Source organism: Streptomyces sp. NPDC050485 (genome assembly GCF_044458185.1).
GTDB lineage: Bacteria > Actinomycetota > Actinomycetes > Streptomycetales > Streptomycetaceae > Streptomyces.
The window spans coordinates 15,469-40,115 of sequence record NZ_JBITHR010000014.1 but is presented as its reverse complement, the minus strand read 5'-3'; the positions used below and the strand labels follow the sequence as shown (position 1 = coordinate 40,115).

The 24,647-nt window shown below is 72.1% G+C and carries 27 protein-coding genes; 11 read left to right on the top strand and 16 right to left on the bottom strand.

Annotated elements, in window-relative coordinates; translation table 11 throughout:
* Positions 1-13: 13 nt before the first annotated feature.
* Both ACIBK6_RS26225 and ACIBK6_RS26220 read right to left on the bottom strand, forming a co-directional pair.
* Positions 14-817, bottom strand: coding sequence for a trypsin-like serine peptidase (locus tag ACIBK6_RS26225; RefSeq protein WP_399053799.1), 804 nt, complete (start codon positions 815-817; stop codon positions 14-16).
* A gap of 127 nt (positions 818-944) precedes the next feature.
* Positions 945-1,799 (bottom strand): lysozyme, encoded by an 855-nt coding sequence (locus ACIBK6_RS26220; protein ID WP_399053798.1) that lies wholly within the window; start codon positions 1,797-1,799, stop codon positions 945-947.
* Between the two features lie 314 nt (positions 1,800-2,113).
* Here ACIBK6_RS26220 and ACIBK6_RS26215 point away from each other — a divergent pair, with 314 nt between their 5' ends.
* The gene (locus ACIBK6_RS26215; RefSeq protein WP_399053797.1) at positions 2,114-2,566 is read left to right on the top strand and encodes a MarR family winged helix-turn-helix transcriptional regulator; all 453 of its coding nucleotides are present in this window, start codon (positions 2,114-2,116) and stop codon (positions 2,564-2,566) included.
* 33 nt (positions 2,567-2,599) lie between these two features.
* Here ACIBK6_RS26215 and ACIBK6_RS26210 read toward each other — a convergent pair whose 3' ends face one another.
* A complete protein-coding gene (locus tag ACIBK6_RS26210) occupies positions 2,600-3,385 on the bottom strand; it encodes a hypothetical protein (RefSeq protein WP_399053796.1) in 786 nt (261 codons plus the stop codon).
* Positions 3,386-3,721: 336 nt separating this feature from the next.
* On the opposite strand from ACIBK6_RS26210, the gene ACIBK6_RS26205 reads away from it, so the two are divergent.
* Genes ACIBK6_RS26205 through ACIBK6_RS26185 form a run of 5 tightly spaced genes read left to right on the top strand, consistent with a single transcriptional unit; the run spans position 3,722 to position 9,054 of the window.
* Positions 3,722-6,259 carry a nitrate- and nitrite sensing domain-containing protein gene (locus ACIBK6_RS26205; RefSeq protein ID WP_399053795.1) on the top strand — a complete coding sequence of 846 codons (2,538 nt, stop codon included), beginning with the start codon at positions 3,722-3,724 and terminating at the stop codon, positions 6,257-6,259.
* On the top strand, positions 6,256-6,771 hold the full coding sequence (locus tag ACIBK6_RS26200; protein WP_399053794.1) for a roadblock/LC7 domain-containing protein: 516 nt from the start codon (positions 6,256-6,258) through the stop codon (positions 6,769-6,771). The genes ACIBK6_RS26205 and ACIBK6_RS26200 overlap by 4 nt, the downstream gene beginning before the upstream one ends.
* Positions 6,768-7,178: a DUF742 domain-containing protein gene (locus ACIBK6_RS26195; RefSeq protein WP_399053793.1), complete on the top strand. Its 411-nt coding sequence runs from the start codon at positions 6,768-6,770 to the stop codon at positions 7,176-7,178. Before ACIBK6_RS26200 ends, ACIBK6_RS26195 begins: the two co-directional genes overlap by 4 nt.
* On the top strand, positions 7,156-7,776 hold the full coding sequence (locus ACIBK6_RS26190) for a GTP-binding protein (protein WP_399053792.1): 621 nt from the start codon (positions 7,156-7,158) through the stop codon (positions 7,774-7,776). Before ACIBK6_RS26195 ends, ACIBK6_RS26190 begins: the two co-directional genes overlap by 23 nt.
* Positions 7,777-7,818: 42 nt before the next feature.
* Positions 7,819-9,054 (top strand): styrene monooxygenase/indole monooxygenase family protein, encoded by a 1,236-nt coding sequence (locus tag ACIBK6_RS26185; RefSeq protein ID WP_399053791.1) that lies wholly within the window; start codon positions 7,819-7,821, stop codon positions 9,052-9,054.
* A gap of 15 nt (positions 9,055-9,069) precedes the next feature.
* Here ACIBK6_RS26185 and ACIBK6_RS26180 read toward each other — a convergent pair whose 3' ends face one another.
* The 4 genes from ACIBK6_RS26180 to ACIBK6_RS26165 form a co-directional block, all read right to left on the bottom strand.
* Positions 9,070-10,245 carry an NlpC/P60 family protein gene (locus tag ACIBK6_RS26180; protein WP_399053790.1) on the bottom strand — a complete coding sequence of 392 codons (1,176 nt, stop codon included), beginning with the start codon at positions 10,243-10,245 and terminating at the stop codon, positions 9,070-9,072.
* Positions 10,246-10,345: 100 nt separating this feature from the next.
* Positions 10,346-10,645 carry a hypothetical protein gene (locus ACIBK6_RS26175; protein WP_399053789.1) on the bottom strand — a complete coding sequence of 100 codons (300 nt, stop codon included), beginning with the start codon at positions 10,643-10,645 and terminating at the stop codon, positions 10,346-10,348.
* 10 nt (positions 10,646-10,655) lie between these two features.
* Positions 10,656-11,378, bottom strand: coding sequence for a TetR/AcrR family transcriptional regulator (locus ACIBK6_RS26170; RefSeq protein WP_399053788.1), 723 nt, complete (start codon positions 11,376-11,378; stop codon positions 10,656-10,658).
* Between the two features lie 29 nt (positions 11,379-11,407).
* Positions 11,408-12,337, bottom strand: coding sequence for a diiron oxygenase (locus ACIBK6_RS26165; RefSeq protein WP_399053787.1), 930 nt, complete (start codon positions 12,335-12,337; stop codon positions 11,408-11,410).
* Between the two features lie 196 nt (positions 12,338-12,533).
* Between ACIBK6_RS26165 and ACIBK6_RS26160 the strand changes: the two genes are divergently transcribed.
* Positions 12,534-13,634: a ferritin-like domain-containing protein gene (locus ACIBK6_RS26160; protein ID WP_399053786.1), complete on the top strand. Its 1,101-nt coding sequence runs from the start codon at positions 12,534-12,536 to the stop codon at positions 13,632-13,634.
* 131 nt (positions 13,635-13,765) lie between these two features.
* Positions 13,766-14,416, top strand: a complete 651-nt coding sequence (locus ACIBK6_RS26155) for a Uma2 family endonuclease (protein ID WP_399053785.1) — start codon at positions 13,766-13,768, stop codon at positions 14,414-14,416.
* 4 nt (positions 14,417-14,420) lie between these two features.
* On the opposite strand, the gene ACIBK6_RS26150 is transcribed toward ACIBK6_RS26155, so the two are convergent.
* Together ACIBK6_RS26150 and ACIBK6_RS26145 are read right to left on the bottom strand one after the other, a co-directional pair.
* Positions 14,421-15,884, bottom strand: a complete 1,464-nt coding sequence (locus ACIBK6_RS26150) for a penicillin-binding transpeptidase domain-containing protein (RefSeq protein ID WP_399053784.1) — start codon at positions 15,882-15,884, stop codon at positions 14,421-14,423.
* On the bottom strand, positions 15,881-17,281 hold the full coding sequence (locus ACIBK6_RS26145) for an FtsW/RodA/SpoVE family cell cycle protein (RefSeq protein ID WP_399053783.1): 1,401 nt from the start codon (positions 17,279-17,281) through the stop codon (positions 15,881-15,883). The genes ACIBK6_RS26150 and ACIBK6_RS26145 overlap by 4 nt, the downstream gene beginning before the upstream one ends.
* Positions 17,282-17,376: 95 nt before the next feature.
* On the opposite strand from ACIBK6_RS26145, the gene ACIBK6_RS26140 reads away from it, so the two are divergent.
* Positions 17,377-17,820 carry a DUF6325 family protein gene (locus ACIBK6_RS26140; RefSeq protein ID WP_399053782.1) on the top strand — a complete coding sequence of 148 codons (444 nt, stop codon included), beginning with the start codon at positions 17,377-17,379 and terminating at the stop codon, positions 17,818-17,820.
* A 3-nt stretch (positions 17,821-17,823) separates the two neighbouring features.
* The gene (locus ACIBK6_RS26135; RefSeq protein ID WP_399053781.1) at positions 17,824-18,087 is read left to right on the top strand and encodes a hypothetical protein; all 264 of its coding nucleotides are present in this window, start codon (positions 17,824-17,826) and stop codon (positions 18,085-18,087) included.
* Positions 18,088-18,091: 4 nt separating this feature from the next.
* On the opposite strand, the gene ACIBK6_RS26130 is transcribed toward ACIBK6_RS26135, so the two are convergent.
* The 5 genes from ACIBK6_RS26130 to ACIBK6_RS26110 all read right to left on the bottom strand — a co-directional run bounded on the left by ACIBK6_RS26130 (position 18,092) and on the right by ACIBK6_RS26110 (position 21,753).
* Positions 18,092-18,433 (bottom strand): SH3 domain-containing protein, encoded by a 342-nt coding sequence (locus ACIBK6_RS26130; protein WP_399053780.1) that lies wholly within the window; start codon positions 18,431-18,433, stop codon positions 18,092-18,094.
* A 91-nt stretch (positions 18,434-18,524) separates the two neighbouring features.
* Complete coding sequence (locus tag ACIBK6_RS26125; protein ID WP_399053779.1) at positions 18,525-19,862, bottom strand: ATP-binding protein; 1,338 nt, start codon at positions 19,860-19,862, stop codon at positions 18,525-18,527.
* Positions 19,859-20,647, bottom strand: a complete 789-nt coding sequence (locus ACIBK6_RS26120) for a hypothetical protein (protein ID WP_399053778.1) — start codon at positions 20,645-20,647, stop codon at positions 19,859-19,861. Before ACIBK6_RS26120 ends, ACIBK6_RS26125 begins: the two co-directional genes overlap by 4 nt.
* 68 nt (positions 20,648-20,715) lie before the next feature.
* Positions 20,716-21,342 carry a class F sortase gene (locus ACIBK6_RS26115; RefSeq protein ID WP_399053777.1) on the bottom strand — a complete coding sequence of 209 codons (627 nt, stop codon included), beginning with the start codon at positions 21,340-21,342 and terminating at the stop codon, positions 20,716-20,718.
* Between the two features lie 105 nt (positions 21,343-21,447).
* Complete coding sequence (locus tag ACIBK6_RS26110; RefSeq protein WP_399053776.1) at positions 21,448-21,753, bottom strand: zinc-ribbon domain-containing protein; 306 nt, start codon at positions 21,751-21,753, stop codon at positions 21,448-21,450.
* Positions 21,754-21,906: 153 nt separating this feature from the next.
* Between ACIBK6_RS26110 and ACIBK6_RS26105 the strand changes: the two genes are divergently transcribed.
* The gene (locus ACIBK6_RS26105) at positions 21,907-22,710 is read left to right on the top strand and encodes a nuclease-related domain-containing protein (RefSeq protein ID WP_399053775.1); all 804 of its coding nucleotides are present in this window, start codon (positions 21,907-21,909) and stop codon (positions 22,708-22,710) included.
* 101 nt (positions 22,711-22,811) lie between these two features.
* Here the strand turns inward: ACIBK6_RS26105 and ACIBK6_RS26100 are convergent, their stop codons facing one another.
* Complete coding sequence (locus tag ACIBK6_RS26100) at positions 22,812-23,741, bottom strand: ATP-dependent DNA ligase (protein WP_399053774.1); 930 nt, start codon at positions 23,739-23,741, stop codon at positions 22,812-22,814.
* The gene (gene ligD / locus ACIBK6_RS26095; protein WP_399053773.1) at positions 23,738-24,622 is read right to left on the bottom strand and encodes a non-homologous end-joining DNA ligase; all 885 of its coding nucleotides are present in this window, start codon (positions 24,620-24,622) and stop codon (positions 23,738-23,740) included. Before ligD ends, ACIBK6_RS26100 begins: the two co-directional genes overlap by 4 nt.
* Between the last annotated feature and the right edge of the window lie 25 nt (positions 24,623-24,647).

Below are 24,647 nucleotides of genomic sequence, written 5' to 3'. Positions count from 1 at the left end.
GGCCGGGGCCGTACTACGCGTGCGTGGCCCGCTCGTACAGGGAGCGGGCCTTCGTGTCGAACTGGGCGGCCGTCGACTCGGAATCCGTGTCGCCGCCGCTCAGTACGCCGATGATCCGCCCCGTCCGGTCCGGGTCCCGGTAGTCGAGCAGCCAGGGGCTGCCGCTCGTGCCGACCCAGAAACCGCCGCACGTCATGCGCATCATCGCGGCGGCGTCGGGGTCGCGGTGGGTGTCGGTGGTGCACATGACCGGCCGGTTGTCGGGGTTGTGGTCCTCCTCCGGGTAACCGATCACGGTCACCCGCTGGTCGGGGTCCGCGCCCCACTCGGGCGTCGAGGCGCCGACCACGCTCTGCACGCTCCGGCCCTTGGCGTCCGGGTCGACCGTGAGGAAGGCGTAGTCCACCGAGTCCTCGTGGTTCTCGGACCACTTGTCGTCGATCTGGACGGCCCGCACCTTCCACTTCCCGTAGGGGTACGTGCCCTTGGCGGAGCCGGAGAAGCCCGGCGCGAACTCCAGCCCGTCGAGCGGGCCGGCCGCGCAGTGTGCGGCGGTGGCGATGACGTTGCCCCGCGGGCTGTCCACCACGCTCGCGGTGCAGTAGTGGTCGTCGCCGTTGAGCAGCACGCCGACCGACGGCATCCGGGGCGCCGCGACGGCGGTGGTCTGGGTGGCGAGCGGCGAGGACCCGGGAGTGCTGCTCGGCGAGGTGTCCGGCTGCGGCGACGAGGCCGCCGGCCCGCCGCATCCCGCGCCGCCGACCGCGACAACCGCGACCAGGGCCACCGCCCGCCACACCACTCCCAACCTGAGCATGCCCCCCATCCTTACTCATGCCGCGCGCGGGATGGGGTCAGGTGTGCGGGCGATGGTTCTTTCGGGGGCGGCGCGAAGCCCCCGGCGCCGGAGCGCCGGGGGCCGTGTTCGCCGCGAAACGTGCTGGTCAGCCGTTGGCCAGCGCCTGCAGCCGGTCGTACGCCCCGTTGAACCTGGAGTGGTCGCCGACCGTCGGGCCGGACGAGGTGTACTGCCACATCGTGTAGAAGCCCCAGCCGGCCGGCAGCGTGCCCGGGTCGGTGTTGTAGCGGGCGATCCAGAGCGGGTTGGTGGAGCCGAAGGCGCCCGAGTCGCCGGTGCACTCGCTCCACCAGCTGGCCGCGGTGTAGATCACCGCGTCGCGGCCGGTGCGGGCCCGGTACTGGCCCAGGAAGTCGCTGATCCAGCTGACCATCTCGGCGGCCGACATGCCGTAGCAGGCCTCGCCGTACGGGTTCCACTCGATGTCGAGCGCGCCCGGCAGGGTCCGGCCGTCGCGGGACCAGCCGCCGCCGTGGTCCGCGAAGTAGTCGGCCTGGGTGGCGCCGCTCGTCGTGTCCGGGGTCGCGAAGTGGTAGGCGCCGCGGATCATGCCGACGTCGTACGAGCCGTTGTACTGCTGGGTGAAGTAGGGGTTGTTGTAGTACGTGCCCTCGGTGGCCTTGACGTAGGCCCACTTCACGCCGCTGGTCCACAGGGTGGACCAGTCGACGTTGCCGTTGTGGCTGCTGGTGTCGACGCCCTCGGTCTGCACGGCGCCGAGGTCGCGGAGGTCGCGTGGCAGACCGCCCACGCCGTCGTGCGCGGCGACGCCCATGCCCAGGGTCGCGGAGCCGCGCGCCGGGGTGTCGGCGGCCGGTAGCGGAGTGTCGGCGGCGCCGGACGTGCCGGTGAATCCGAGGACGAGGGCGAGGGAGGAGAGGAGGATCCCGGCCGCGGCGATGGGTCCGCGGCGGGCCGTTCCGGATCTGCGCACGGGCATTGCGTGCCTCCGAAAGGCTCGGTGGAGCTGGGGACTTGACCGGCCTGGGTCGACATGCCGACGTCACGCGTATCGCTGTGGACATGTCAGAAAAGACGCTACGCACGGAGACCGCCGGCGCGAAAGAGGCTTCAGGTTATGCCGTTGGTTCAGACCTGTGACGGCGGCGACACGCTGCGGCGACGGCGTGGCCTGGAAGAAACTTTCATCCGGCGTTGGCCCGGGCGCCATGCCCGGCCGCGCCCCGGGGGACCGGCGGCGTGCCCGGTGCGCGGCAGGCTGGGAAATACTGTGCCGTCACGACACACCACGGGATGGGAGCCGATGTGCACGGTCCGGACCAGGAGTTCCTCGCGCTCGAACGCGAGCTGGCGGTCTTTCTGCGGCGGGCCAGGGCCTCGTCCGGCGAGATGGCCCGCGAGGTTCACCCCGAGCTGGAGCCGGCGGCGTACGGCCTGCTCGTACGCCTCGACGAGGCGGGGCCGCAGCGGGCGACCGAGCTCGCCGGGTACTTCGGTGTGGGCAAGGCGACGATGAGCCGGCAGCTCCATGCCCTGGAGGACCTCGGACTCGTCGCCCGCGAGCCCGATCCGGCGGACGGGCGGGCGTCCCTGGTCCGCATCACGCAGGAGGGCGAGGCGCGGTTCGGGCGGGTGCGGGACGCGCGGCGTGAGCGGTACGTCCGGAAGCTGGCGGGCTGGGACCGGGCCGAGATCTCCGAACTGGCCCGCCTGCTCCGCCAGCTGAACGCGGCGGCGGAGGGCTAGCCGCCAGGGGGGGGCTCGCCCCCCGGCACCCCCCTACGGCTCCGCCACCACCACCGTCGCGTCGTCATGCCGCTTCCCGCGCCGCACGAACGCCCGCTCCACATCCGCCGACTCCAGCTCCCGCACCCGCTCGATCAGCCCCTCCGCCCCCGCCTTGCGAACCAGCGCCACGCAGTCCGCCCACGTGCCCTCGCGGAACTTCTCGACCCAGCGGGTCGCCCCGTCCGTGAGGGCGAGCACTGCTCGGACCGAGGCGAGCGGCTCGCGGCCGGTCACGGCGCGGGCGGCCACCGACGGATCCGCGGCCGCCGTGAAGAAGCCGCCCTCCTTGTTGCGGACCAGCGCGTCCGCCACCGCGTCACTGGCCAGGGACGCCCGGGGCAGCCGGTCGATGCGGTCGTCGAGGACGGCCCGCACCGTGCCGTCGGGGGATTCGAGGAGCAGCGCCGAGTCCGACAGGACGAGGTACTCCAGCTCCGCCGCGTCCCAACGCGCGAGCACCACCGTTGCCTGAGGGGTGCGCGGGTGAGAAAGGTCACAGGTGTCGCTGTGCGCCTCGGCGGTGCGTCGAATGGACTCGGCCAGGATCTCGGCCAGCGCCATATCCCGCCGTGAAGCCGACAGTTCGGTCAAAGCGCCGCCGAGCCGGGCGGTGAACCAGGGCACGTCGTGCACACAGTCGCCATTGCCGGGCAGCGGCGTCACGCCGTCGAGGACGACGAGCAGACCGCCCAGGCCGGACGCGGGCAGTGCGGTGGCGGCCCAGTCCTCATTGGGGCGGGCGGGGTCTCCGGGGACGGTGGCCAGCTGAATGCGCATGCGGGCCAGTCTGCACGACGCCTTCACGCCGCCTTCATGCGCGCCGCGGTGAAGCGGACGTCCCATCAATTGGCCTGTACCAGTGGGCGAACTGCGGGATTCCGGGGGGAATCCACCGCTCCGCCGAGCTGTGGGCGGGCATCCTGCCAAAGGCCGGGCGGAAGTTCCAACCGGCGCCGCGCACGAGCGGTGCGGCGCATTCCGCGGGAGTTGATGGTCAACTCCCGATTGATGTTGACTCGTTCAGGTGGCCGAGCAGTGACTACTCGTCATGACCAGTCGTCACCTTGGCTTCCTTGGTGGACTGGCGAACACGAGTGAAGATTGAGAGCACCGGTGCAGAACAAGCGGCCTCGGGGCAACGACGGCACACGCGCAGAACGCACCGTACGGGTGCGCAGTCGCCTGGTCGTCTCCGTCGCCGTTGTCTCCCTCACCGTGCTCGGAGCCGGTGCGCCCACCCTCGTCGCGGCCTCCGGGGACCTCACGGACTCCCAGCACCTGGTCACCCTCGCCCAGCTCGACCAGCAGGCGGTCAGCCTCGCCCACGCGCTCGGTGACGAGCGGGACGGCGTCACGCAGTACGTCGCGGGCGGCCGGGCGAGCGGCAAGGACGGGGCGCTCAAGGAACCCGCCGCCCGCGTCGACCGCCAGATCGACGAACTCCGCGCCACCGCGCCCGCCGGCCTCGCGCGCGACCTCGCCACCGTGCCGGCCGTCCGCCGCACCGCGCTGACCGGCAAGGGCTCGGCCCTGGAGGCGCAGCAGGCGTACTCCGACGTCATCGCCAAGCTGCTCTCCATCGCCGACGAGCTCGCCGACCGCACGCCTCCGCGGGCCGCTCAGGACGTCCGGGCGCCGGGCGCGCTCGGCCGGGCCGTCGAGCAGGCCTCCGCCACCCGGGGGCTGCTGCTCGGCGCGCTCTCCGTGCCGGCCGCGCCGACCGCCAGGGTGTACGACCCGGTCACCGGCAAGTACGTACAGAAGGAGAAGGAGGGCGGCGACGCGGGCCGGGGGCGGGACGAGCTGACCGCCGCCGCCCAGCAGGCGCACGTGCGCGAGCAGTCCGCGCTGGCCGATTTCGACCAGGCGGCCGGCGCCGCCGCCCGGGACAAGGTCGCCACCACCGTCACCGGGCCCGAGGTGGACGCCGCCGACGGCTTCCTCACCCGCCTCACCGACCAGCCCCAGCTCACCCCCGCCGAGCGGAAGTCCGACCCGGGTGCGGTCGGCGCCGCGCTCTCCGCGCGGATCGACCGGATGCGCGGCGCCCAGGCGGCCCTCGCCACCTCCGAGGTCAAGCGGTTCGAGCAGCTGCGGGACGACGACGTGACCGCCCTGGAGATCCGGATCGGTCTGGTCGGCGCGCTGCTGCTGCTCGCCATCGGGGTCTCCTCGGCCACCGCCCGCAGCCTGACCCGCCCGCTCGCCGTGCTGCGGCGCGGCTCGGCCCGGCTCGCCGAGGCGCCCGAGACGGCGGAGCCGGTGCGCTTCACCGGCCGCAACGACGAGTTCGCCCAGGTCGTACGGTCCCTCAACGAGCTGCATGGCAAGCTCCTCGGCCGGCACGCGCGGGCCGCCGAGCTGGACCAGGACCTCGCCAAGCAGCGCGGCCGCCAGTCCCGCCTCGCCGCCGAGAAGGGTGAACTGCTCGGCCAGGTACGGGAGTTGGCCGCTCAGCTGGAGCGGTCCCAGGGCACCGTCAAGCACGCCTTCGTCAATCTCGCGCTGCGCAGCCTCGGCCTGATCGAGCGCCAGCTCGCCGTCATCGAGAACCTGGAGGAGCGCGAGCAGGACCCGGACCAGCTCGCCGTCCTCTTCAAACTCGACCACATGGCCACGGTCATCCGCCGCCACGGCGAGAACCTCCTGGTCCTGGCCGGCACCGAGCACCACCACAACCACCCGGGCCCGGTGCCGCTGGTCGACGTCATGCGGGCCGCGGTCAGCGAGATCGAGCGGTACGAGCGGGTCGCCATCCAGGCCCTGCCGCCGCACGCCCAGGTGGCCGGTTTCGCCGCCGACGATCTGAGCCACCTGATAGCCGAGCTCCTTGAGAACGCCACTTCCTTCTCACCGCCGGAGGCCCAAGTGAGGCTCTCCGGCTGGCAGTTGGAGGGCGGCGAGATCATGCTCTCGGTCGAGGACGAGGGCATCGGGGTGCCCCCGGAGCGGCGCGCCGAGCTGAACCGGCGGCTCATCGACCCGGCCTCGTACGAACCCGGTGAGCCCGGCACCGAGACGGGCGGCCTCGGTCTGCACGTCTCGGCGCTGCTCGCGCGCAGGCACGGCGTGCGCATCGAGCTGCGCGAGCAGAAGCAGGGCGGTGTCGCGGCGGTCGTGGTGCTGCCCGAGTCGATCCTGCCGGCCGTCCCGTCGGCGGCCGCGCCGCACGCGATGACCGTGCCGGGCGGCGCCCCGCGCTTCACGCTGCCGGGCGCGCTCGCCGAGGCCAACTCCAATGTGCTGCCGGAGCGTACGGAGCGGTCGGGGGAGGTGGCGAGGCCCGCGCCCGCCGAGCCCGCCGAGCCCGACGTGGTGCCCGTCGACGAGCCGACCTTCGAGATGCGGCTCCCCGACCCCCGCCCGGCCGAGCCCGCGCCGGAGCAGGCGGGGCAATCGGTTCAGCCGGAGCAGCCCGAGCAGCGGGTCACGGACAAGGGGCTGCCCAAGCGGACCCCCAAGGTGGTGCAGGCAGGACCCGCCGCGTCGCAGGAGCGCAAGGGCGGCACCGATGCCGCCGAGGCGCTGCGGCGCAGGCTCGGCGGCTTCCAGCAGGGCGCCAAGGAAGGCCGCCGCGACGTGGCGGCGGAACTCGAAGAGACGCAACAGCAGGCAGACACGGGGGAGACAGTCGAGGAGGTACGCAGATGAGTGCGACCGGCACCAGTACCGGCACACCCGGTAGCGGCGCGTCCGGCACCGGCGCGATCGGAGCGAGTACCGAGGCCCGCAATCTGCAGTGGCTGCTCGGGAACCTGGTCGAGGAGGTGCCAGGGCTCATCTCCGTAGCGGTCGTCTCGTCGGACGGGCTGCTGCTGCTCTCCTCCGACCCGGAGCAGCGGCAGGTCACCGTCAGCAGCCAGGGACCGCGCGGCTCCAGTGCCGACCTCGCCACCATCGTCTCCGGCATCGGCAGCCTGACCGTCGGGGCCGCGCGGCTCATGGACGGCGGCAACGTCAAGCAGACGATGGTCGCGATGGAGGAGGGCAGCGTCTTCGTCATGTCCATCAGCGACGGCTCGCTGCTCGGCGTGCACGCCACCCCGGACTGCGACATGAGCGTGGTCGCCTACCACATGGCGCTCTTCGTGGGCCGCGCCGGACACGTTCTGACCCCCGAAGTCCGCAGCGAGCTGCGCCAGTCGATGGAGGCCGCCCAGTGACCCCGCCCGCCGCGAAACCCTCGAAACTCCCGGTGCGCGGGGCGGACCGCAAGCCCGCCCGGGTCCGCCCGTACTCGCTCACCGGCGGCCGCACCCGCTTCGGCCACGTCCTCCTGGTGGAGACGTTCGTCGCGGCGATCGAGGCGCCCCCCGAGCGCAAGGAGCTCGGCGGCAGCCAGGCGCGGGTCATGCCGGAGATGCTGGCCATCGTGGAGATCTGCCGCGCCATGCGCACGGTCGCCGAGATCTCCGCGCTCCTGAAGATGCCGCTCGGCGTCGTGCGGGTGCTGCTCAGCGACCTGGCCGACCAGGGAAGGATCCGCGTGTACGGGACCGGGCACGGCTCGGGACAGCCCGACCGCGCACTGCTCGAAAGGGTGCTGAGTGGACTCCGCCGCCGCCTCTGAACTCCCCGCTTCCACCGAGGAGTTGCTCCCCTGGCAGCAGGACCGCAGCCGGGCTCCCATCGCGACGAAGGTCGTGGTCGCGGGCGGCTTCGGCGTGGGCAAGACCACCTTCGTCTCCTCGGTGTCCGAGATCACCCCGCTCCAGACCGAGGCGGTGATGACCCGGGCCAGTGAGGCCACCGACGACCTGACGCCGACCCCGGACAAGCTGACCACCACGGTCGCCATGGACTTCGGCCGCATCACCCTGGACGACGACCTCGTCCTGTACGTGTTCGGCACGCCCGGGCAGCAGCGGTTCTGGTTCATGTGGGACGACATCGTGCGGGGCGCGATCGGCGCGGTCGTGCTGGCCGACACCCGGCGCCTTTCGGACTGCTTCCCCGCGCTCGACTACTTCGAGAGCTGCGGACTTCCGTACATCGTGGCCGTCAACCACTTCGAGGGCACCGAGTCCTTCGAGCCCGCGGACGTGCGCGAGGCGCTCACCGTGCCGCCGCGCATCCCGGTGCTGATCATGGACGCGCGCAACCGGACCACGGTGATCGAGTCCCTGCTCAGCCTGGTGGGCCACGCCCTGGAAGCCTGCCCCGAATAGCCCCCCCCACGCTCGCTACGCACCAACGGAGAACGGACCCGCATGCGGAGAATACTCATAGTCGGCGCCGGCCAGTCCGGTCTTCAGCTGGCCCTCGGCCTGCAGGCGCAGGGGTACGAGGTCACCCTGATGTCCAACCGCACGGCGGACGAGATCCGGTCCGGCCGTGTCATGTCCACGCAGTGCATGTTCCACACCGCGCTCCAGCACGAGCGCGACCTGGCGCTGAACTTCTGGGAGTCCCAGGCCCCGCGCATCGAGGGCCTGGGCGTCTCGGTCGCCGCCCCGGACTCGTCCCGCGCCGTCGACTGGCTCGGCAGGCTCGACGGCATCGCGCAGTCCGTCGACCAGCGGGTCAAGATGGCCGGCTGGATGGAGACCTTCGCCCAGCGCGGCGGCCAGCTGGTCATCCACGGCGCGGCCGTCTCCGACCTCGACTTCTTCGCGCGCACCTACGACCTGGTCATGGTCTCCGCGGGCAAGGGCGAGCTCGTCTCGATGTTCGGCCGCGACGCGTCCCGTTCCCCGTACGCCGAGCCGCAGCGCGCGCTCGCCGTCTCCTACGTCCACGGGCTCGGCCCGCGCCCCGAGCACCCCGACCTGGACGCGGTCCGCTGCAACCTGGTCCCGGGAGTGGGCGAGCTCTTCGTCATGCCGACCCTGACCACCTCGGGCCGCGCGGACATCCTGTTCTGGGAGGGCGTCCCCGGCGGCCCGCTCGACGCGTTCAACGGCGTGAAGGACCCCGGAGAGCACCTGGCGCTCACGCTGGAGCTGATGGAGAAGTTCACGCCCTGGGAGTACGCGCGGGCCACCAAGGTCGAACTGACCGACGCGGGCGGCACGTTGGCGGGCCGTTACGCCCCGACGGTCCGCAACCCGATCGGCCGGCTGCCCGGCGGCGGACTGGTGCTCGGCGTCGCCGACGTGGTCGTCGCCAACGACCCGATCACCGGCCAGGGCTCCAACTCGGCCGCCAAGTGCGCCGCTTCGTACCTCTCCTCGATCGTGGAGCACGGCGACGCGGAGTTCGACGAGACGTGGATGCGGGCCGCCTTCGACCGCTACTGGGACACCGCCCAGCACGTGGTGAAGTGGACCAACGCGATGCTCGGCGTCCCCCCGGAGCACGTCCTGAACCTGATCGGCGCCGCCGGCCAGCTCCAGCCGGTGGCCGACCGCTTCGCCAACGGCTTCGACGACCCGGCCGACTTCGAGAACTTCTTCTTCGACCCGGAGAAGGCAGGCGCCTACCTGGCCGAGGTCGCCGGAGGCTAGGGGTCCCCTGGTCCCCTAGTCCTCCCTGGGCCCGGACTCCGCCGAGTACCCCGCGTCCGCTCCCGCCGCCGCGCGCTCCGGGAGCCGCGGGGGGTGGTACGAGGACAGCGGGGCCGCCGCCGGGTCCGGGCGGACCGCGCCGAGCAGGGGGTTCGCGGCGATCGGGGAGACCTTGACCCGGGTGCCGGGGCGGGGGGCCTGCACCACCAGGCCGTCGCCCAGGTACATCGCCACATGGGTGGCCTTGGGGAAGTAGATCACCAGGTCGCCGGGGCGCAGCGAGGTCAGCGGGACGCGCGGCAGTTCGGCCCACTGCTCCTGGCTGGTGCGCGGGATCGAGCGGCCCGCGTGCGCCCACGCCTGCGAGGTGAGCCCCGAGCAGTCGTAGGACTCCGGTCCCTCCGCGCCCCACACGTACGGCTTGCCGATCTGGTCGACGGCGTACGTGAGCGCCCGGTCGCCCTCGGACGACGGCGCCCGCGTGCCGCCCAGCGCGCCCGAGGCCAGCAGGCTCTGCTGCGCCTTGGCGGTGCCCCGCTGTTCCAGGCGGGCGAGCTCGGCCAGCTGGTCGGCGGTGAGGCCGGCGAGGAGCTGCTCCACCTCCTTGAGGCGGAGCTCGACGTCGTCCTTCGCCTGCTGCTGCCGCTTCGCCAGCGCCTGCTGCTTCTCCAGTGCCCTGCGCGAGGCCTCGGCGAGCTCGGCCGCCTGCCGCTCGCCGCTGGCGAGCCGGGCCACCGCGGCCTGGCGTTCGCGGGCCGCGCGGTCGAGCAGCCGGCCCTGGTCGAGCGCGCTCTGCGGATCGCGGGACAGCAACACCCGTACGTACGTGGAGAGTTCGCTGCGACCCTGGTACTGCGCCCGGGCCAGTTGGCCGGCGGCGCCGCGGCTGCGGGCCAGGGCGGTCCGGGCGTCGGCCAGCGAACCCGCCAGTTTCTTCTCCTCGGCCGCGCGCCGCTTCAGCTCGACATCGGTGGTCTTGTACGTCTCGGTCGCCTCCTCCGTCTGCTGGTACAGCGTCTGGAGCCGGACCAGGAGCGAGGCCGCCGAGGTCTCGGGCGGCTGCGCGGGCAGCGCGGCGGAGGACTCGCCGGGCGGCTGCGGCGCGGCCGTCGCCCGGGGGGCCACCGCCGCCGTCACCAGCGCCGTGGCGACGGCCGCCGCCGTGCACACCGAGCGCACGCGACCTGACATGTGCTCACCTCCGGTCAGGGGCCGGTCGGTCCGGCCCCACCGGATCGTGGCACGGGCGATCGCGACCGGCTCCGCGAGAAGGGTGAACGGGGTATTCGGCTCACTCGTGCGGCGGTAGCCCGGTGTGGTGGCTTGCGCCGGGGCCCTTCCGCGTCCACGGCCAGCGGCGCGGCTCGCGGCCCCCGGGCGCATAGGTGTACTTCCAGCCGCGCGGCAGCCCGAGCCGCTTGCTGTGGGAGGCCGGTTCGAGCCGGTAGGCGTACACCGTCGCGGGGCCGCCGTCCGGATCCGGCACGGGCACCTCGTACCACTGCGGCGGCCTGCCGGTCGGGCCGGTCAGTACCGGCAGGACGCGCCCGTCCAGGGGGCCGCCCACAAAGAGGGTGTTCTCGCTTCGCACGCCCCAAGTCTCACAGCAGGTGCGCGGCCCCGCTCACGACGGGTATCACGCGGCGGGCCAGGACACCGGCCGCGCCCTCGGCGGACTCCAGGGCCAGCGCGGCCCGCACCACCGCCGCGGCCTGCTCGTCGGTGGCGGCCGTCGCGGTGAGCAGCGCCACCAGATGGTCCACCAGCCAGTCGCGCAGCTCCGGCAGCGGGGGCTGTTTGTCCTCGTCCAGCCAGATGAGGGAGGCCGCCTCGACCGCCGCGATCCAGGTGCGCACCATCATCCGCAGCCGCGGGCCCGGCGCCGTCACCTGGAGGTGGACCAGGATCTGCTCGGCCGCGGCCCGCCGCACCTCGTCCACGATCGCCGTCGTACGGGACGTCTCGGCCACGCTGCCGCCCTGGAGCAGCGCCGAGAACCCCGCGTCGTGCTGGTCGACGAAGGCGAGATAGCGGTCGAGCGCGCGGGCCAGGCGGCGGGTCAGCGGGCCGCTCTGCACCTCCGCGAAGCACAACTCCAGCTCGTCGGCGGCCGAGCGGAGCGCCGCCTCGTACAACTGCTGCTTGCCGCCCGGGAAGTAGCGGTAGACCAGCGGCCGCGACACCCCGGCCGCCTCGGCCACGTCGTCCAGACAGACGTCCTCCGGCGCCCGGTGCGCGAAGAGCGAGAGCGCCGCGCCGAGGAGCTGGGTGCGGCGCTCCGCGACGCTGAGCCTGCGGTACGCGGGGGTGGCGGGGGAGGTCATGGGTGCAGCGTAATCCCCGTGACGGCGCTTTATGCCAGCAGTCCGGACCTCTTCCAGAGCCGCCGGCTCACCCCGTTCAGTACGCCTATGTCGTCCAGGAATTCGGTCAGGCGGGCCGCGCCGCTCTGCATGACCTCGCGGCGGTGGCCGCTCGCCTTCACCTGGGCGACGGCCTCCCTGCGGTCCAGGCCGACGTTCTCGTACACCTTCGGGTTGACGAAGCAGGTGGCGAAGACGCGGGCCGCCTCGCCGCAGCTGACCCGGGTCAACTCCCGTTCCCAGCGCGGCGCGGTGACCATCTGGCGCCGCAACTCCTCGCGGGCGTACCGGACATGGCGCGCCTCCTCGACCACGTGGATGCGGGTCACGCCGCGCACGAGGGTCTGGACGCGCTCGTCCGGGAAGGTCAGGCGCTGCATCCAGTCGAGGATCTCCTCGCCGAGCAGGGTGGCCGCGAAGGAGCCCGGGGTGGTGGAGACGGTCTTCAGGACCCGGGCGAGGTTGTGGTAGACGCGCGGTACCGGGTACGACGGCGCCCCGCCCTTCTTGATCATGCGGGCGAACATCATCGAGTGGCGGCACTCGTCGGCGATCTCGGTGAGCGCGTACCGGACGTGGCTGCTGGTGAGCGACTTGTCGTAGATGTGCCGCACGAGCAGCTGCATCAGGATGATCTCGAACCAGATGCCGAGCGAGGCGAGCGAGGCGGCCTCGTGCCGGGCCAGGTCCATGCGCTGTTCCTCGGACATCCTGCGCCACAGCGGGGTGTCGTACAGCGAGACGAGCTCGGGCGGCCAGAACCACTTCCCGTCCTCGACGGGGGCGTCCCAGTCCAGTTCCCTGTCCGGGTCGAAGGAGTGCTTGGCGGACGATTCCAGCAGACGCTCGGCGACCTGCTCGCGGTCCCTGAGCAGGCCGAGTGCGTCGCGGAGCGCATCGCGTTCGGTCACGGTCGTCATGGCGAGGGGCACCTCGTGGCTGGGTTACCGGGGGTCGCCTCTTATGAGACTGCGTGTCAGTAAGCTCGTCAATCCCTTGCGCGCGACTTGTTGACCCGGCGTCTACCACCATGTGAACCTGCCAACTGCACAACGTTGTGCAGAAGTTGGGCCGCCCGTCGAGCCGCCGGCGGTCCGCGACGTGAAGGAGCCGCACGTGTCGACGCACGACCTCTATGTGAAGGGCCCGCAAGAACCCTGGCAGGTGCCGGCCTCCGGCGCCGCCCGCTTCAACTGGGACTACGACGACGGGCGCGACCGGCTGCTCGCCCTGTACCAGAAGGGCAAGGACAAGCAGTGGGACGGCGCCAAACGCATCGACTGGGACCTGGAGGTCGACCCGTACGACGCGCTCGGCACCCCGGACGAGGCGATGACCCTGTACGGCAGCCGGTACTGGGACAGCATGACCGAGCAGAACAAGGGCGATCTGCGCCGGCACTACGCCTCCTGGCAGTTCAGCCAGTTCCTGCACGGTGAGCAGGGCGCGATGATCTGCGCGGCCCGCATCGTGGAGTCCGTCCCCGACCTGGACGCCAAGTTCTACTCCGCGACCCAGACCATGGACGAGGCCCGGCACGCCGAGATCTACGCCCGCTTCCTGCACGAGAAGATCGGCATGCTCTACCCGGTCAACGACAACCTCCAGGGGCTGCTCGGCGACACCCTGCGCGACTCGCGCTGGGACATGCCGTACCTGGGCATGCAGGTCCTGATCGAGGGCCTCGCGCTCGCGGCCTTCGGCATGATCAGGGACACCACGGACAAGCCGCTGCCCCAGCAGATCCTCGCCTACGTCATGCAGGACGAGGCGCGCCACGTGGCCTTCGGCCGGATGGCGCTGCGCGACTACTACAAGCAGCTCTCGGACGCGGAGCTGCGCGAACGCGAGGAATTCGTCATCGAGGGCTGCTACCTGATGCGCGACCGGCTGCGCGGGGTGGAGGTCCTGGAGAACTTCGGCATCCCGAAGAAGGAGGCCGAGCAGTTGAGCGAGGAGAGCGAATTCCTGCACCTGTTCAGGAAGCTGCTCTTCAGCCGCATCGTGCCCTGCGTCAAGGACATCGGCCTGTGGGGCGAACGCCTTCAGAAGGCGTACGTCGACATGGGCGTCTTCGACCTGGGCGACTCCAGCCTGGACCTCCTGATGGCCCAGGACGAGGAGATCGCCGACCGACTGGACCGGGAACGCTTCGCGGCGGAGGAGGCGGCGCGGGTGTCGGAGGTGGAGGGAGCGATCGCGGAGGGGACGGTCTGAGCGGCTCCGGTGCTGGTCGCGCCGCCCCCGCGTCAACGGCGCGACCTGGCTCCACCCTTTCGTGCGGCGATCTCGGATTCCCGCTGGGTAGGCTGATCGTGTGAGACAGACTCCGTCGCATGGGAGCAATCATGAGCGCCGCACGCGAGTACGGGCTTGACGACCAGTACGCCCAGTACGACCAGTACGGGCTGGACGACCAGTACGAGTGGGCCCGCCCGCCGGTGGGCGGCTGGACGGCGGACGACCTGGACCGGCTTCCGAATCTTCCTCCGCACACGGAGCTGATCGACGGGAGCCTTGTCCTCGTGAGTCCGCAGACCAATTTCCATTCGCTGGCCATGCGGCTGTTGGAGTACACGCTGCTGTCTCTGGCGCCGGAGCACTTGAACGTCATCCGAGAGATGAGCATCAAGCTCGACAAGCGCAACCGACCCGAGCCCGACGTCTTGGTGTTTCGTGCTGACGCGCACAGAGGGCCGCGGCAGACCTGGTATCACCCCGAAGACGTGATCGTCGCTATCGAGGTGGTATCGGCAGACTCCGAGGCGCGTGACCGCGAGGTCAAGCCTCTGAAGTACGCGAAGGCGGGGATCCCGCACTTCTGGCGGGTCGAGGAGAACGACGGCTTTCCCGTGGTGTACGTGTACGAGCTCGACCCGGCAACCGATACGTACACCCTGACCGGCATCCACCACGACGAGCTCAAGGTGACGGTCCCGTTCCCCATCACCATCGACCTCACCGCGATCAACCGCCGTCCTCCGTACAGGCCCAACTAGTGCGCTAAGGCGCGCTCGCCAGCGCCGCCTCCATCACCGCCTTCGCGATCGGCGCCGCGTCGCCGCCGCCGCTGACGTCGCCCCGCTTCACCGCCGCGTCCTCGACCACGACCGCCACCGCGACCGCCGGCTGCCCCGCGTCGTCGGCCCGGGCCCAGGAGATGAACCAGGCGTACGGGGTGCCGATGTTGCCGATGCCGTTCTGCGCGGTGCCGGTCTTGCCGCCGACCGTCGCCCCGGGGATCGCCGCGCTCATGCCGGTGCCGTTCTTCACCACGTCCACCATCAGCTGCTGCAGCTGGAGCGCGGTCGCCGGATTCATCGCCCGACGGTAGGTCCGCTGACCGGTGGTGGCGACCGTCCTGCCCCGCGAGGTCGTCGTACGGTCCACCAGATAGGGGTACTTGAGTTCCCCGCCGTTGGCGACCGCCGCCGAGACCATCGCCATCTGGAGCGGTGTGGCCGTCGTGTCGAACTGGCCGATGGAGGAGAGCGCCAGCTGGTCCGGGCTCATCCGGGTGTCGAAGTTCGACTTGGAGACACCGGACGGAATCCTGATCCTGGTGTCGTTGAAGCCGAACTTCCCCACCGCGTCCAGCATTCCGGCAAGTCCCACCTTCACCCCGAGCCCCGCCATCACCGTGTTGCAGGAGTAGGTGACCGCGTAGGCGAGGGAGGCGTTCTCGCAGCCGCTCACCTCGTTGGGGAGCGTGGTGTTCGTGTTCGGCAGCACATACGGATCGGGTGTGTCGGTGGGCGCGTTGATGTCCGTCACCGCCCCCGCGTCGAGCGCGGCCGCCGCCGTCACGATCTTGAAGGCGGAGCCGGGCGGATAGGTCTGCCGGATCGCCCGGTTCAGCATGGGCTGGCCGGGGTCCGCGGTCAGCCGCGACCAGGTGCCGGTCACCGCCCGGCCCGTCCCCGACAGCACCCCGGGATCGTAGGAAGGGCTGCTGACCAGCGCCAGGATCCGGCCGGTCGCCGGCTCGACCGCCGCCACCGCGCCCTTCTTGCCGGCCAGACCGTCGTACCCGGCCTTCTGCATCGACGCCTTGATGGTGGTGACGGCCCGCCCGCCCGAGTGCCGGCCGCGCGTGACGTCGTTCCACAGCGGGACCGGCGACAGGAGCGAGGAGGTGCCCGACAGGACGGCGTCCTCGGCGTTCTCGACCAGCGTCGTGCCGTACGTCTGCGATGAGTACCCGGTGACCGGCGCGTACAGCGGGCCGTTCCGGTACGTCCGCTCGTACCGCAGCGGCTGGCCGGTGTCCTTCGAGCCGGTGACGCTCTCCTCGCCGACCACGATGGCGCCGCGCGGCTTGTGGTAACGGGCAATGGCCACCCGGCGGTTGGCCGGATTGTCGTCGAGCGCGTCGGCCTGGAAGACCTGGACGCGGGCCGCGTTGACGAGCAGCGCGACGAGCAGCACCAGGCAGAAGCCGGCCGCCCGCCGGATGTACCGGATCACTTGCCGCTCCCCTTCGCCGGGTTCACCGGGGTCCGCTCCCGCGCGATGACGCCCGGCTCGACCGCGGGCAGCGGCCGCCGGGCCCAGTCGCTGATCCGGATGAGCAGCGCCACGATGATCCAGTTGGTGACCACGGAGGAGCCGCCCTGCGCGAGGAACGGCATCGCCATGCCGGTGAGCGGGATGAGCCCCATCACGCCGCCCGCGATCACGAACACCTGGAGGGCGAGGATCGAGGCGAGGCCGATCGCGAGCAGCCGGCCGAACGGGCCGCTCAGCCAGAGCCCGGCCCGGTAGCCCCGGGCCACCAGCAACGCGTACAGCAGGAAGATCGCGGTCAGTCCGGTCAGGCCTAGCTCCTCGCCGGCCGTGGCCAGGATGAAGTCGGACTTCGCGGCGAAGCCGATCAGGATGGAGTGGCCGAGGCCGAGCCCCGTGCCGAGCATCCCGCCGGCCGCGAAGGTGAACAGCGACTGGACGAGCTGGCTGGGGCCCAGGCCCGCCTCGATGGTGGTGTACGGGTTCAGCCAGTCGGTGACGCGGCTGTGCACATGGGGTTCCAGCATGCCGACCACCGCCGCGCCGACCGACGCGAGCAGCAGCCCCACCGCGATCCACCCGATGCGCCCGGTCGCCACGTACAGCATGATCACGAAGACGCCGAAGAAGAGCAGCGAGGTGCCGAGGTCGCGTTCGAGGACGAGGACGCCCACGCTCAGCAGCCAGATCGCCACGATCGGGCCGAGCACGCGCCCGGTGGGCAGTTGGAGCCGCCAGATCCGGCGGCCGGTGTACGCGAGGGCGTTGCGGTTGGCCGCGAGGTAGGCGGCGAAGAAGACGACGAGCAGGATCTTGGCGAACTCCGCGGGCTGGAAGGAGTAGCCGCCGGCCCGGATCCAGATCTTGGCGCCGTTGACCGGGGGGAAGAAGATCGGGACCAGCATCAGGCCCAGCGCGGCGGCCACCGAAAGGTAGGCATAGCGCTGCAGGACGCGGTGGTCGCGCAGGACGAGGACGACGGCGAGGAAGAGGGCGACCCCGAGCGTCGACCAGATCAGCTGGGCGGGGGCCGCCCGGCTGCCCGGGGTCTCCAGGTCGAGCCGGTAGATCAGCACCAGTCCGAGCCCGTTGAGCAGCACCGCGATCGGCAGCAGCAGCGGATCGGCGTACGGGGCGCGGAAGCGGACCACGAGGTGGGCCAGGAGTGCGAGCAGGCCGAGCCCGGCGCCGTAGCGCGCGGCGTCCGGCGGCACCGCGCCGTTCTTGGCGAGGCCCACGTCGACGTAGCCGAACACCACGAGGAGTACGGCACCGACGAGCAGGGAGAGTTCGACGCCCCGCTGCTTGGGCCGGCGGAGCTCGGGCGGCGAGTCGTCCGCCGCCGACGGTGCGGTCATGCCAGGCAACGTAGCAAGACACCGGCCTTATGTCCGTGTATGTCATAGGGTGCCGAACGGAATGCATGACGGTCCGTCAAGGAGGAGCCTGCGCCATGGGGCCCGTGGAGTTCATCGTCCTCGCCTTTCCCGAGGAGCAGTTGAGAGTGCAGGCGGTCGCCGCGCTCGGCGACCTGCGCAGGTCCGGCGCGGTCTGCCTGATCGACGCGCTGGTCGTCACCAAGACCGCGGGCGGCGAGCTCCTGGCCGCCGAACTCGATGAGTTCGAGGAGCTCCAGGGCCTCCTCGGCGGCCGGGACGCGGCCCGGCTCATCGGCCCCGAGGACGTCGCCGAGTCGGCCGGGCTGCTCGACCGGGGCAACTGCGCCCTGCTCGTCCTGCTCGAACACCTGTGGGCGGCGGAGGCGGCCGAGGCGGTACGCGAGGCGGGCGGCCGCATCGCGGCTTCGGTACGGATCCCGCCGGGGCGGCTCGCCGAGGTGAAAGCGGGGCTCGCGGCACTGGCCGGGGCCCCTTCGACCGACGCATCGGAGGCCTGAGCCATGTTCGTCCGACCCGTCCGCCCCGAGGAGCGCCCCCTGACGCGTCCGGAGGGGGTGCCGCTGCTGCGCGGTCTGCTGTCCAGCAGCCCTGCCTATGCCGCCGACCGGCAGGCGCGGGCCGCCGCCACCGCGCCGCCCGCACCGGTGGCCGCGGGCGGCGCGGACATCGCGGACCGGCTGACCCGGCTGGGTGACATGGCCAGGGAAGGGCTGCTCACGCCCGAGGAGTTCGCGGCCGCGAAGTCCAGAGTGCTCGGCGGCTGAGGGGTCAGCACCAGCGGGGCGAGGGCCCGATGTTGTCGATGTAGAACGCGGAACCCCAGGCCCAGGTGCCGTCGGTGAGCAGGTACCAGCGGTCGTTCCCGTTGACCTCGTCGCCGCCGGTCTTGCAGAAGATGTGCACGATCGAGCCGTACGGCGCCGTGCCGACGATCCTGCTGCCGCGGGTGGGCCGGTCGCGCAGGAGCAGGCCGGACGTGGCGGTGACACGGCCCCTGTACTCGTCGCGGACGGACCCCTCGGCGGCGGCGGAGGCGGCCGCGGTGAGGGTGGCGGCGGCGCCGGCGGCCAGCACGAGGGCGAGTGCCGCGAGGGGTGGGCGCAGGGACATGGGTGCCTCCTGGAAGGGGCGGGGCCGCGGGTGAACGACCCTCAATTCGCCTGCCCTCACATTAAATTCGCTACGGAGAGACCGCAAAGCGTCACTCCGGGTGCGGAACCGCCCCGGTATCGGCGGCGCCGGATGCCTCGAAGCCGACGTACTCGGGGAGTTCGAGCCGGGCCACCGCCCCGCCGTCCGGGGCGTTGGCGAAGCTCAGCCGGGCGCCGATCACGGCCGCCTGGCCCACCGCGATGGTGAGCCCGAGCCCGTGCCCCTTGTTCCCGGCGTCGGTGCGGAAGCGCTGCGGTCCGTGGTCGAGCAGGTACGCCGGATAGCCCGCACCGTGATCGCGGACGGTGATGGCCGGGCCGTGCACCGTCAGCTCGACCGGGGCCTTGCCGTGCTTGTGGGCGTTGGCGACCAGATTGCCGATCACCCGCTCCAGCCGGCGCTTGTCGGTCTCCACGCAGGCGTCCGACACCACCGTCAGGGTGGTGTCCTGCTCGGCGGTCCCCGAGGCGACCGAGGCGCGCACCACCCGCTCCACCACCGGGGCCAGGTGCTGGAGGTCCAGGTCGACGGTCTCGCTGCCCGCGTCGAGCCGGGAGATCTCCAGGAGGTCCTCGGTGAGCGAGCGCATCGCCTGCACCCGGTCGCGCACCAGCTCGGCCGGGCGTCCCTCGGGCAGCAGCTCGGCGGCGGCGTGCAGACCGGTCAGCGGGGTGCGCAGCTCGTGCGCCACATCGGCGGTGAAGCGCTGTTCGCTGAGCAGCTTGCCCTGGAGGGTGGAGGCCATGGTGTCCAGGGCGCCGGCCACCGTGGCCACCTCGTCCTGGGGGCGGGAGGGGTCCTTGGTGCGGGGGTCGTTGACCCGGGCGTCGAGATCGCCCGCGTCGATCCGGCGGGCCACCGTCGCCGTCTGGTGCAGCCGCCGGGTGATCCGGGTGACCCCGAAGACGCCGACCAGGAGGGTCGCGCCGATGGCGAGGATGGACGAGCCGAAGATCGCCTTGTCGAGGCCGTTGATGGTGCGGGCGCTCTGGGTGTAGTCGATCTCGGCGGCGATCGCCTTGCCGTCGGCCGGGCCCGCCGCCCACATCGTCGGGCGGCCCTCGTCGTCGTCGACCAGGGTGCCGCGCTTGCCGGAGACGGCGAGCGCGTGCAGCGAGGGGGGCAGCTGGGGCGGGTCGACGCCGGCGCCGGGCGGCAGCTGCTCGCCCGCCTCGTACATCCGGGTGACCTCGGTCAGCTTGTCGAGGGCCTTGCCGCGCGCCTCGCCGACCGTCTGGCGGGTCACCGAGACATGCACCAAGACGCCGAGCAGTGACGCGAGCGCGCAGCACATCACGGTGATGAACACCGCGGCCTTCCAGGTGAGCGTCGCCGTCCAGGCGGGCAGCGGCATACGCGGCAGCCGCGATATGCGGGGCGATTTCATGGTGTGCCCGCCGGGGGAGTGGCCGACGGGCTCGCCGTCGGCGGCTTCTTCTTCGGCGACGGCACCGACTGCCCGGCGCCGGACGGAGCGGGATGCTTGCCGCCGCCGGTGCCCTTGCCCGGCTTGTTGCGCACGATCTCGTCCCGGGTGGGCAGCATCGCCTGCTGGTGATCGTCCCAGGACCAGGCGGTGCGGTACTCGTATCCGGGCATGCCGTCCGCCACCGAGCGCACGATGACGTCGCGGCCGGCCACGTCGACGCGGGTGGCCTGCTCCGAGGTGGCCATGATGCGGATCAGCCCGCCGTCCTTGGCCGCCGTGTAGCAGCGCACGGCGAGCTGGTGATCCGGCATCCGGATGCCGAGGATCAGCTCGTCCTTGCCGTCCCCGGTCAGATCCCGGTAGTACGGCTGGAGCAGCGGGCAGCTGCCCGGCTTCTGCTTGCAGGCGTCGAGCTGCTTGACGGTCTCGTCGTACAGGCCGTCGCTGCCGCTGTAGGTGTTGGGGTGCGCCTTCACCTCGGCCTGCACCACGGCGAGCGGGTCCAGTTTGCGGACATCGCCGCCCGGCACCTTGATCCCGGGCACCTGCTCCGCGTTCGGGCCGAGGTCGTTGGGGGTCGCCGTGGCGGGCGGCAGACCGGGCCACAGGCGTATCGGGCCGACGGCCGTCGGGGTCGCACCCGAACTCTCCAGATGGCCCGCCCCGCCGCAGCCGGACAGCACCAGGACACCCACTGCGGTCAGCAGGGGTGCCATGAGTGCGATGCGGTGGTGGCGGGTCAAGGTTCTCCTGTCGTGCGGGAACCCAGGCTATTTCACCTTCCGCCGGATCTTCGCCGGAGGCCCCCGAATTACGAGGCCTTCACCAGGTCCGCATAGAAGATGATGTTGGCCGAGCGGTGACCGTCCTTGATGGGGCCGCCGCAGGTGATGAGGCGGAGCTCGGGGCGGTCGGTCGTCCCATAAACCTTATTCGTGGGGAAGTCCTTTTTGTCTACCTGCTGAGTTTCCCTGATCTTGAATACGGCGGTCGAGCCGTCCGCCCTGCCGACCTCGATCGCGTCCCCGACCTTCATGTCCTTCACCTTGTGCATCAGCGCCGGGCCGTTCGCGGTGTCGTAGTGCGCGACCAGGACCGAGACCCCCTGCTCACCCGGTGTGACGCTGCCCGTGTACCAGCCGGCCTGCTCGGCCCGGTCGACCGGCGGCACCTCCAGCTCCTGCGCCGAGTCCACCCCGAGCCGCAGCACCGGGCCCGCGTCGACCCCCGCGGAGGGGATGACGAGCCGGGTCGGTTCGGAGGCGCGCAACGGGCCGGGGTGGGCGTCGGCCTGCGGGGCGGCGGCGTTCTGCACCTTGACGTCGGGGGCCTTGGCGGCCGTCGCCGGGCCGCAGGCCAGCAGCCCGCCGCCGACGCTGAGGGCGAGCACGGACGTGGCCGCGATCCGGGCGGTACGGGGCATGGTGGGCGTGGTCATGCGTACGACGCTAAATGTCCGCCATTGCGGCTTTGCCGCGCATACGTAACAGCCTGCCGTAGACGAGCAGGCGGTGCTGTTACCGCGCGGCGGGCCGGCCTCCCGCTACTGCTGGTACGGGTTCTGGCCGTGCATCTGGCCCGGCTGCGGCTGCTGGCCGTACGTCTGCTGCGGCGCGACCGGCTGCGCGAGCAGGGCGTCGGCCTGCTCCTTGGTGATCTGCTGCTCAAGACCGCAGAAGGTGCACTGGGTGCGGAACTTCGTGGAGAAGGGGAACAGTGGAACGAAGAACAGCGTGAACTTCGTGACGTACTTGCGCAGCGTGTGCGCGGCGGGATTTCCGCAGTTGCCGCACACCAGCGTGAGCATCGCGAGCTGGTAGAGATAGCGACGGGTGCCAAAGATGATCATTGAGTGTTCCCCTCCCGGATTCCTGCGTTCATATCGCGCGCCAGTGTCGTGGCCCTGACCGCCCCGCGTCCATCGCGTCATGACGACGCCCACCCCGCTTATTGCCCTCACGGGCATCGGGCTGTTCCCATGGTCGGGGTGGGGTGATGGGGCATGGCAGGACTGCGGGTCACACCGGTGCACCGGCACGGACAGGCGCGACTGTACGTCAGCCTGCCGGACGGGCGCAGCGTCGCCTGGTACGACCGTGACACCGGGCACGTCTCCCTGCTGCTCGCCGACCGCAGGGACGAGGTGCTCGCCGCGCTGCGCCCCTATGTCGTCGGGGAGCCCGTCGTCGGTCCGCCGCCGGTGCCGACCCCGGCCGACCTGGTGCGGCTCTCCCTCCACCCGGACGACGACCTCGCCCCGAACCGGCCCGGCGAGGCGCTCCTGACCGAGCTGGAGCGGTACGGATCCGTGCACCGCTTCCGGACTGACCCCCGCCGCCGCGAGCTGGCCGCACAGCAGCTCGCCGGGGCCGCCCTCGAACGGCTCGAAGCCGCGGGCTGGCGGGTCCTGCACTCGGTCCCGCTGCCGGGCGAGGCCAGGATCGACCACCTGCTCGTCGGCCCGGCGGGCGTCCTCACCATCCGCGCCCTGAACACCGGGCGCCACCGGGTGCGGATCGCCGACCCGCTGGTGACCGTGGGCCACGCGGCCCCGGTGCCCCTCCTGCGCGGCGCCCGCCACGAGGCCGAACGGGCCTCCCTCGCGCTCGCGGCCGCGGTGCGCCCGGTGCTTGTCCTGGTCGGCGCGGACCGGGTGGAGCTCGGCCCGCCCGAAGTCCGCGATGTGAGCGTCCTGAAGGACACCGAGCTCCCGGACCTGGCCCGCATGGGCGGCGTACTCAAACCGGCGGACGTGGAGGCCCTGTACTGGACGGCACGGGACCGCAGGACCTGGCTGCGGGTCTGAGGCAGGGGTTTTCAGCTCGTGGGGCTGCGGGTCTGGCGCAGGGGGTTTTCAGCTCGTGGGGCTTTGAGCCCGGGAGGCTGCGGGCCCGGCGCCAGGGCCTTTCAACCGGCGGCCCCCTCGCCCCCGGCCCCCGCCGCCTCCCGCAGCCGCAGCACCACCGCCCCCGCGTGCCGCGTGGTCGCCCACTCGACCTCCGCGAGCAGTCCTGCCCGCACCGCCCGGTACGCCACCTCGCCGAGCCCCGCCGCGACCGCCGTCCCGCCGCCCTCCGCCGCCAGCTGGGCCAGCGCCCGCCCGGCCTCCGCGCGCAGGGCGGCGGACAGCGGACCCGACACCACCGGCACGTCGTCGTCGGGCAGCACCAGGACGAGTGCGGCCGGGCGGGCCGGGCTCCCGGTGTGGCCGACCACCACCGCCTCGCGGGTGTCGGTGTGCCGCAGCTTGCGCCAGGCGCGGTGCCCGGCCCGGTACGGGGCGTCAAGGCGCTTGGCCACCAGGCCCTCGATGCCGCTCGCGGGCAGCGTCTCGTACCAGGTCAGCGCGGTCTCGGCCGAGGTCGTCATCGGCACCGCCTGGAGCGGCGGGCCCAGCGGGGCCAGGATCTCCAGGAGCCGCGCGCGGCGCCGCTCGTACGGTAGCGCCCGCACGTCCCGGCCGCCGTCCGCCAAGATGTCGAAGGCGGCGTACGAGGCCGGCAGCCGGCGGGCGAGGAGGGGGGCCCGCGCCGCGGTGGCGGCGGCCCGGCGCTGGACGGCGGCGAAGTCGGTGCGCCCGCCGGTCCACACCACGACCTCCCCGTCGAGCACCGTGCCGGGCGTCAACTCCCTTGCCGCGTCGGCCAGATCGGGGAACGCGGCCGTGATGATCCGCCCCGAGCGGGCCTGCAGCACGACCCGCTCGGCCTGCCGGAACACCACCATCCGGTGGCCGTCGAACTTCGGCTCGTACGCCCACCCCGCCCCGCGCGGCAGCGTCCCCACCGCCTCCGCGAGGGCGACGCTGAGGGGCGGCCGCAGCGGCGCCGCGTTCATGGCAGGCGGCCCGCCCGGTCGAGGTCGACCAGCGGGCCCAGCAGGTCGCCGTCCCGCTCCAGGCGGGGCCCGATGTCCCCGATCAGGAACGTCAGGTCGGCCGGGGCGGCGCAGGACTCGACCTCCTGCCAGGAGACCGGCGCCGACACCGTGGGCCGCTCCTTGGCGCGCACGGTGTAGGGCGTGGCGGTGGTCTTCGCGGCGGCGTTCTGGCTGAAGTCGATGAACACCTTGCCGGGCCGCAGCGCCTTGGCCATCTTGTGGGTGACCAGCTCCGGAAGCGCCGCCTCCGCCTCCCTGGCCAGCGTCTTCGCGTACGCCGACACCTGCTCGGACGGGGTCGGCTCAAGCGGGGAGAGCAGATGCAGCCCCTTGGAGCCCGAGGTCTTGGCGTACGCGTGCAGCCCGTCCGCCGCGAGGCGCCCGCGCAGCCACCGGGCCACCGCGCAGCACTCCACGACGCTCGCGGGCGCGCCCGGGTCCAGGTCGAGGACCAGCCGGTCGGCCCGGGCGGGGGCGTCCGCCTGCCACTGCGGGGTGTGGAACTCCACCACCAGGTTGGCCGCCCACATCAGCGTCGCCAGGTCGTCCACCACGACCTGCCGGGCCACCTGGCCCGCCGAGCGCGGCACCTCGGCGATCTTCACCCAGGAGGGGGTGCCCGGCGGCGGGTTCTTGGTGAAGAAGTGCTGGCCCGCCGGGCCGTCCGGGAAGCGCAGGAACGACACCGGACGGTTGTGCAGATGCGCCAGGAGCGCCCCCGCGACGGACGCGCAGTAGTGCAGCAGCTCGCCCTTGGTGGTGCCGGTCGCCGGGTACAGCACCTTCTCCAGATTCGAGAGGGGGATCCGCCGCCCCTCCACCTCCGTGATCGGCGTCATACGATGAGAGTCCCACGAACCACGC